Origin of the sequence: Pedobacter sp., from assembly GCF_035566355.1 — a bacterium.
In the GTDB taxonomy this organism is placed as follows: domain Bacteria; phylum Bacteroidota; class Bacteroidia; order Sphingobacteriales; family Sphingobacteriaceae; genus Pedobacter.
Genome location: NZ_DATMRL010000072.1, coordinates 1 through 7,721, shown reverse-complemented (window position 1 = coordinate 7,721; position 7,721 = coordinate 1). Strand labels below are relative to the sequence as shown.

General features: G+C 40.2%; 7 protein-coding genes and 1 pseudogene. 4 read left to right on the top strand and 4 right to left on the bottom strand.

What is annotated here, in order from left to right; genetic code table 11:
• Window positions 1-819: pseudogene (locus VNZ46_RS02655) on the top strand (hypothetical protein); the annotation flags it as partial.
• 220 nt (window positions 820-1,039) lie between these two features.
• On the opposite strand, the gene VNZ46_RS02650 reads toward VNZ46_RS02655, so the two are convergent.
• Both VNZ46_RS02650 and VNZ46_RS02645 read right to left on the bottom strand, forming a co-directional pair.
• Complete coding sequence (locus VNZ46_RS02650) at window positions 1,040-1,450, bottom strand: VOC family protein (RefSeq protein ID WP_199082604.1); 411 nt, start codon at window positions 1,448-1,450, stop codon at window positions 1,040-1,042.
• A 90-nt stretch (window positions 1,451-1,540) separates the two neighbouring features.
• Entirely contained in the window at window positions 1,541-2,119 is a 579-nt protein-coding gene (locus VNZ46_RS02645) for a Crp/Fnr family transcriptional regulator (protein ID WP_325558520.1), read from the bottom strand.
• A 139-nt stretch (window positions 2,120-2,258) separates the two neighbouring features.
• Here VNZ46_RS02645 and VNZ46_RS02640 point away from each other — a divergent pair, with 139 nt between their 5' ends.
• Both VNZ46_RS02640 and VNZ46_RS02635 read left to right on the top strand, forming a co-directional pair.
• Entirely contained in the window at window positions 2,259-3,653 is a 1,395-nt protein-coding gene (locus VNZ46_RS02640) for a S41 family peptidase (protein ID WP_325558518.1), read from the top strand.
• A gap of 9 nt (window positions 3,654-3,662) precedes the next feature.
• Window positions 3,663-4,340, top strand: a complete 678-nt coding sequence (locus tag VNZ46_RS02635; RefSeq protein WP_325558516.1) for a hypothetical protein — start codon at window positions 3,663-3,665, stop codon at window positions 4,338-4,340.
• A gap of 20 nt (window positions 4,341-4,360) precedes the next feature.
• On the opposite strand, the gene VNZ46_RS02630 is transcribed toward VNZ46_RS02635, so the two are convergent.
• Together VNZ46_RS02630 and VNZ46_RS02625 are read right to left on the bottom strand one after the other, a co-directional pair.
• Entirely contained in the window at window positions 4,361-4,918 is a 558-nt protein-coding gene (locus tag VNZ46_RS02630) for a hypothetical protein (RefSeq protein ID WP_325558515.1), read from the bottom strand.
• Window positions 4,919-4,962: 44 nt separating this feature from the next.
• Window positions 4,963-5,529 carry a hypothetical protein gene (locus tag VNZ46_RS02625; protein WP_325558513.1) on the bottom strand — a complete coding sequence of 189 codons (567 nt, stop codon included), beginning with the start codon at window positions 5,527-5,529 and terminating at the stop codon, window positions 4,963-4,965.
• Window positions 5,530-5,933: 404 nt separating this feature from the next.
• Here VNZ46_RS02625 and VNZ46_RS02620 point away from each other — a divergent pair.
• The coding region (locus VNZ46_RS02620) for an AAA domain-containing protein (protein WP_325558511.1) at window positions 5,934-7,721 on the top strand (1,788 nt) is incomplete at its 3' end.

Genomic DNA, 7,721 nt, shown 5'->3' with positions numbered 1-7,721 from the left:
GATAACATACATGCATGGTTGATCTGGCAACAGCCACATCCCATCTTTTTTGCCGAACTTGATTATAGGGCACATCCTGGTTTGCAAACGCTAAAAAAATGGGATAAGATCATTGAAAAAACAGCAGATTTTTTAGCTTCCTATGCCTTTTTGGATACGGCCCGCAAACAATATGTTTTAGGCCCGCCTATAAAAGCAGTTCCGGAAAACAATGAGGGGCTAAGCACACAGAACCCAGCCTTTGAATTGGCTTACTGGCGCTACGGCCTGCAAACCGCACAGCAATGGAAAAAGAAACTGAAACTGCTGCCAAAGCCAGAATGGGAAAAAGTGCTTAAAAATTTAGCACCGATACCTGTAAAAGACAGTCTTTACGAGCAATGGGAAGGTGTGGATAACATGTGGACCAAATTCAATTTTGAGCATCCCGCCATGGCCGGAATATTTGGGGTGCTGCCCGGTAATGGGGCAGACCGGCAGATCATGGAAAAAACCTATCAAAAAATCCAGGCGGTTTGGAAATATGATACCGGCTGGGGATGGGACTTTCCAATGATGGCCATGACTGCTGCCCGCCTTGGGCATAAGGAACAGGCTGTCGATATGCTTTTTCACCCTTCAAAAAAATTCGGCTTTGACAAGCATGGCTTTGTTGGCGGAGGTAATCCATTTCCCTACATCCCCACAAACGGTGGCTTGTTATATGCGATCGCCTTTATGACTGCCGGTTGGGATGGAGATAAAAATAGCCCTGAACCCGGTTGGCCGAAAGATGGTTCCTGGGTGGTTAAATGGGAGGGTTTTAAAAAAGCGCCCTGATCGTAGATTTTAGTGATTCCCGATTTTTTAATAGTTGCATTTTTTATGAAAATACCTTCAATTTATCAGACGGATATATGATCGGCAGCGGTATACCGGCCGCGCCATTTAAAAGCAATAGGTATAACATCGTAAAATAGCAGGTTGTCAAATAATGGAAATGAAAAAAGGCCACTCTACCTGGAGTGGCCTTTTGCTTTTAGCCCAACCGGATTCGGTCTTAACCACAATTCGGCATATTCGCTGCATCCATATACACAATTTCCCATTGATGTCCGTCTGGGTCTGCAAAGCTATGCTGGTACATCCAGCCGTGGTCTTGCGGTTCAGCATAAACGGAACCCCCAAGTTCAGTTGCTTTTGCTATCGTCTGCTGCACTTCCTCACGCGACTCCGCGTCAAGCGCCAGCAATACCTCAGTGGCCTGGTGCGCATCACTGATCTCTTTTTTGGTGAAGGTTTTAAAATAGCTTTCTACCAGCATCATCACATAAATATGCTCACTGATAACCATGCAGGCCGCATTATCGTCTGTAAATTGTGGATTGAAGCTGTAGCCAAGTCCGTTGAAAAATGCCTTTGACCGTTCCAGATCTTTAACAGGCAGGTTGATGAAAATTTTAGTTGCCATGATTTAATTTTTTTTGTGTTTATTGATACACAAAGTTGAGGTAAGCCTTTTCGAAAAAAATTTACATATGTTGAGAAAACCAAAAAATCTTCACTTATTCGCAAAAAATATCCGGCTGAGCTGCGTAGGGGTAATGCCCAGATAGGCAGCAATATGTTGTTTCTTTAACCTTTTCACCAAACCAGGATAATTGCGGAGAAACTTATCGTAATTGGTTTTCGCTGATTCATACCGGAGCGATACTTCATAAGGCTCCTTTTCGATGATCCAATGCTGCTCGATATAGCGGGTATAAAAAGCGGAGATATCAGGATAAATGCTCACCAGTTTTTTAAATTCCAGGAAATTATATTCGAGTACCTGGGTATCCTCCAGAACTTTTATAGTAAAATTACTCGGCGATTGTGTAAGCGTTGCGGTCATAGAACCGGCAATCCGGTTCTCCGGGAAGAAATATTTAACCACCATGTCGCCGTTTTCGGCGGCGTAGTATTGATACATTAAGCCATTAACAATGAAGGCCACCTTTTTAGGCGTCTGGCCTTCGGTAACAAAATAATCACCCTTGTTATAAGAGTTTTCGCGGAGCAAAGCCGCCCAGGCGGCCTCAGCCTCAGGCGAGAGTTCCGTGTACGTTTTTATTTTTTGGAAGAAAACATCGTAGCTCATTAGGTTAAAGATCGTCAATTTTTTCAACTCCCCAGCCTTTACCACATTCCCTGATTAATAGTTACCTTCAAGGATAAATAAAGTGTATTTAATTGATTACTTTAAATGCGTAAATTATAACTCATATGCCGTTTCGCCGATGAAATCAACGCTACTAATTGTCATGCTCATCTTTTCAATTTCCTATTATTCTTTTGGACAGACCTGTAACTGTACTCAGGAATTCAGTTACGTAAAAGATAAAATTGAAAAAAATTACGCAGGATTTAAAGATAAAGTAAACACTAAAACACAGGTCACCTATTATAAACATACAAAGACGGCGCTTGAAAGATCAAAATTTATAAATAAGCCAGCTTACTGTGTTTCCCTGATCAACGAGTGGTTAGGTTTTTTTAAAGACGGGCATATTCAAGTGGGCCGTAATAGAATTTCGGGAGAGAAAGAAAAGGTTTGGCTAGACAAACGAATTCAGGGAATTGAGCGGGTTAATTTATCCGTAACGGAGTTGGCGGCTCTTAAAAGCTCAAAGGGAATTACCGGGATTTATGACAATGGAGATTCTACTGCTAAAATCGCTATCATTAAAAATAGAAACTCCTTTCGGGATTATGCTGGTATCGTTATTTCATCCAAATCAGGTAAATGGGTACCTGGTCAGGTCATATTAGAACTTAAAAGCGGAAAAGATTCCCTTAAAGGTATCCTGTACGATAAATACTATATCCCTGAAAACGTATCCTTACCGATCAAAGATGATGCTTTAGGCGCATTCAGACGAGAAGGGAGCAAGCCAGCTCCTACAGAATTTGTTTCTGGTGCAACTGTTGCCAGCCAAGTGCTTTCAACAAAAATCTTATACTTGAAGATTGGCACATTTAATCAGACAAATGCCAGAAACATAGATTCGCTAATTAGCGCAAATCAATTCAACTTGAGTACAATGCCCAACCTGATTCTTGATCTAAGGAATAATGGGGGCGGTGCAGATTTTTCTTACCGGTCGATTACACCCTATCTTTATACAAAACCACTTAAACTCATTGGTGCCGATGTGTTAGCTACCGATGACAATATTGCAGGATGGAGTGCAATAGCGACAACCAATGGTATACCTCCTGATCAGAAGATATTTATAAATGATGTTGTTCATAAAATGGAACAAAGTAAAGGGAAAAGGGTATCCTTCGCTGAGGACCAAAACATCACATTAGACAGCGTTAAACCTTACCCGAAAAAAATCATTATTTTGATGAATAGAAACTGTGGAAGCACAACTGAAGAATTTCTTCTCTTAGCTAAACAAAGTAGTAAAGTAGTTTTGATGGGCGAGCACACTAAAGGCGTACTGGATTATGCCAATATAAGAGGGGCGGATTTTAGCTGTATGCCTTACATGCTTTATTGGGCTACCTCCAGAAGTCGAAGAATCGATCATGGCTTGGCAATAGATAACATGGGCATAAAGCCTGATAAAGTTCTAAATGCTCAACAAAATTGGATTGAAGAGGCCAAACATTATGCTGAAAAATAAATAACGCCTATGAATCTTTGGGAATCGTACGAACGTCTGCCGCCCCTTGAGCGGATCATCATCACCTTTACAGTGACTGCCATACTTGTTTTTATCATCTACCTGATCAACAAAAAGGTAAAGCGTCCCGTAGAGATCAGTCCCGGTATTTCTGGTCGTAGTGGTAACCTGGAGCGAAAACCTGACGGCACTTTAGTGGCCTATATCGCATTCTGGCGGTACCTGTTTTTTGGAGTGCTTTTTGCCTTGGGTTTTTACCTCTGCATGCGTGGTTTTGTTATTTTATATCAGGAATTGCCATCCGGTTTTTATAAACATTGGGATAAGATGGCCACAATAACATTCTTAGCACCAGTATTGGCCATTGCTATGTTTATTTGGGGCTACTTTATACTAAAAGACGGCTACAAAAAAGTGCAGTTTGAGCTGGATAATCATCAGGTAAGCTACCTTAGGAGTGGAGTAAGAGGTGGAACTATTCTTTCAGAAAATACGGCATCCGTTGCGCTCCGGGATATTCTTGAAGTGGGATCCTATCGAAACCCATTTGGCGGCGGCGTTATCACGGCGCGAACGTCAAATGAAACCCATAAGATCATCTTATTGTTATCTGCCCAGGAGCAACAGATTTGCTATAATGCATTAATGGAAGCCATACAAAATCGTCATTCAGACCGCAAAGCATGATGCATTCCGATCAATTGTGATCAAGGACGAATGCTGTAAGTCATAATCTCCGTGCCATTAGACTTTTTTACGATTTCTTTTGTGTTTCTAAGTATCAAAGTATGGCTTCCAAGTTTGCTATAGGAAACAAAGTCTCCGTCTGGAGTTTGTTTGCAGATGACAAACATATGCCAGCCCTTGTCCGCAGGAAGTGAAATGATAACTTTTTTCTTAGACCTCAATTCTTTTTCAATAGTTTGAAAAAGGCTGTCTATCGGGAAGCTTGCATCCCGGGGCAAAACAAATTTTTGAGAGAAAGTGATGCCGTATAATTCTTTATTGTCAAAGTCACGAAAGGAACCATCATTTTTGTTTTTCCATTTATTTTGTAAGTCGTAAAAATCGAGATCTACAACTTTATAGTACTTTAGTACCATTTCGACAGCAGATGGAATGCAAGACAATTGAAAAAGCTGATCGTGGTTATTTACTACAGTTTCAAAAAAATCACAACTATCGATCTTTTGTGCCTGAGCCTTCAATTGAAAAATAAAAGATGTGGATAGGAGTACGATCGAACTAAAAAGTATCTTTTTCATAATTTGAATTATTTTTGATGATTAAGAACAATAAAGAAAGCTCGCTACAAACCAGGCGAAGTGCTGTAAGTCATGATCTCCGTACCGTTGGACCTTTTCACAATTTCTTTTGTATTTCTAATGATTAATGTATGGCTTCCAAGTTTGCTGTATGAAACAAATTCTCCATTCGGAGTTTGTTTATGAACGACAAAAATAGGCCAGCCCGTCTCCAGCTGCAATGCGATAATTACCTTTTTACCGGACCGTAATTCTTTTTCAATAGTTTGAAAAAGGCTGTCTATCGGGAAGCTTGCATCCCGGGGCAAAACAAATTTTTGAGAGAAAGTGATGCCATATAATTTTTTATTGTCAAAGTCACGGAAAGAACCATCGGTTTTGTTTTGCCATTCATTTTGTAACTTATAAAAATTAGTATCTACTGCTTTACAATACTTTAAAACCAATTCGATAGCTGAAGGAATACCTGAAGATGGAAAGATCTGATCATGGTTGTTTACGACAGCATCAAACGGATCGCAATTATCGTTTTTTTTCGTTTGAGCCTTCGATTGAAAGGCAACAGATGTAGATATTGATATCAATACTATACTGAAAAGGATCTTTTTCATAATTGAAATTATTTTACTCAACACTGAATCACATTCATTGAAATATTGGTTTTGCTCTAAGATACATTCTCCACCGTCCGTAGATCACCACGAATGCTAGACAGATGTCAGCTTTTCTAACTAAAACAAGGCCGTTAGGCTTGATCGCGTATTTATCTTATTTTACAATAATAAAAAAAAAGATAAAATACGCGTGGTTTTACTTTACATAACTATTTGCTTTGCATTATTGTCATAATCAGCCAAGTGGGGAGTCGATCCGGGAAAGGAAGATATGAATCTCACACGTAAATCACAGGAAGGTGCTAGATTATTAGATATACTGATCTTGATAGTTGGAGATAAAAATATCATTTTTTCCTTATTTTGTGATACTTACAAATCACTACCTATAAAAATTAGCCTTGAACCCGCGCAAAATACTAAGCTTTTGGAGAGATGTAGAAATCTTCAACCTGCCCGATCTTCGGGAGAAGGAAGTGCTCCATCTTGCTGATACCCTTCCATGGAATGAGGAACGACCAAGCTCCTCAGCTTATAAAACCTGGCGTTACACCCTGTATTTTGGCAGGGTTCCAAAAAGTAAAGTCATCGAAGTTATTGAAAAAGAGCTATCTAATAAAGATACAGAAGAAGAATGGAAAGAACCTGTAAGCGGTTTTACCTGCTTTTCCGCGCTGATTCTCGATGAAAATGGACGTCCCGATGAAAGAAGCTATATCCAATCTTCCTTTATCCATGGGCTAAATTGCCTGCATAACAATGAATCCGTATCCAATGTTGCCGAAAAGCTCAATCAGGCACAGGCAGATTATGAGCTCAGGTTCCAAATTCCACCTGCAGATGAACTCCATATTATCCGCAAAGGAGATTCCGTAAGCCAGCAGCAATTAGAAAAGGAACGCCTGGAATTGCAAGCCATCACAAAGGCCTGGTGGAGCGACGAAGTGATCATCTTATACGCAGCCAAAGAAGTGCAGCGAGACTCCGTTCCAGACACAAGTTTCTTAAATAGCTTTTGTTTAGACGATTTGAATACCCTCATCAACAAAGACCCCAGGAAATATGGAAACTCCTTAAAAGAATATTTAGCCGCTGATGTCCAGGAGAAGAAACGCAAAGACCTCATCAGCAATATTGATGAACTGGTTAAAACACTGGATCCGGCAATCTTACCCGCAGGCCGCTGGCCAGCCAACATTTCCTGGGGGCTGTATACAGGACAAGTAGGCGCTGTAAATACAGCTGTAGCCGAGCTCAAAAACGAAGGCGGAATAAGAGGAATTAATGGCCCTCCGGGTACCGGAAAAACAACACTGCTTTTAGATATTATTGCAGAAGTAGTTGTACTAAGGGCTACAAAACTCATCAATGTTGAATACCATCAGCTATTTGGCAAAAAATTCAATAAAATAGAAGACGTATTCGGTGGCTACTATCTTCCCCTGAAAGAAGTCTTCTATGATACCGGCATCGTCGTTTCCAGCAATAACAATGTTGCCGTTCAAAATATCACTCAGGCACTACCAGCTCGGAGTAAAATTGATCAGGAGGAATTTGAAGGCGCAGATTATTTTGCCAGCTGCGGAGAACGTTTAGTCAATGAAGAAGCATGGAGCATACTTGGAGCCACACTAGGCAATTCAGAAAACCGGCAAAACTTCAAGAAGAATTTTTGGAAGTCGGGCGATAAAGAAAGCCCAGTTGGATTCGAGCAACTTATCTGGAGTGTTTATAAAGATGAATCTAATGATCAGACTGCTGTAAACGTACAAAAATACAATCAAGCCAGAACAGAACTAAAAGACCTCTTAAAATCCTTCAATAAATTTCAAAAAGAAGCATCCACGTTTCACGCCCTTTTGCCGGCGCAATTGGCAAATTTGAAAGAAAAGAAAGTACTTAGCAGCAAAATCAAGCTTGCCCAGGAGACAATAGATAAACTGCTTCAAAAGCAATTAAAATACAAGGACATTTTAAGTGAAAAAATACAAGAAATAGAAAGCCTTCAACAATCTTTAAACCTGCATAACCAACATAAGCCTTTAATTTTCTTCTTTCAAAAGCTATTCAATACCACGGCTTACAAAACATGGAATGAACCCGTAGCACGCTACCTTGCCCAACTAGATGCCTTAAATACGGAACTAAGCACCTATAAAAAAGAAGATAAAGACAACACTGCTCTTCTT

Bases quoted from the DNA above. Each gene is read 5' to 3' on its own strand.
- VNZ46_RS02625 (WP_325558513.1), bottom strand. From the start codon at position 5,529: ATGAAAAAGATCCTTTTCAGTATAGTATTGATATCAATATCTACATCT.
- VNZ46_RS02640 (WP_325558518.1), top strand. From the start codon at position 2,259: ATGAAATCAACGCTACTAATTGTCATGCTCATCTTTTCAATTTCCTAT.
- VNZ46_RS02645 (WP_325558520.1), bottom strand. From the start codon at position 2,119: ATGAGCTACGATGTTTTCTTCCAAAAAATAAAAACGTACACGGAACTC.
- VNZ46_RS02635 (WP_325558516.1), top strand. From the start codon at position 3,663: ATGAATCTTTGGGAATCGTACGAACGTCTGCCGCCCCTTGAGCGGATC.
- VNZ46_RS02650 (WP_199082604.1), bottom strand. From the start codon at position 1,450: ATGGCAACTAAAATTTTCATCAACCTGCCTGTTAAAGATCTGGAACGG.
- VNZ46_RS02630 (WP_325558515.1), bottom strand. From the start codon at position 4,918: ATGAAAAAGATACTTTTTAGTTCGATCGTACTCCTATCCACATCTTTT.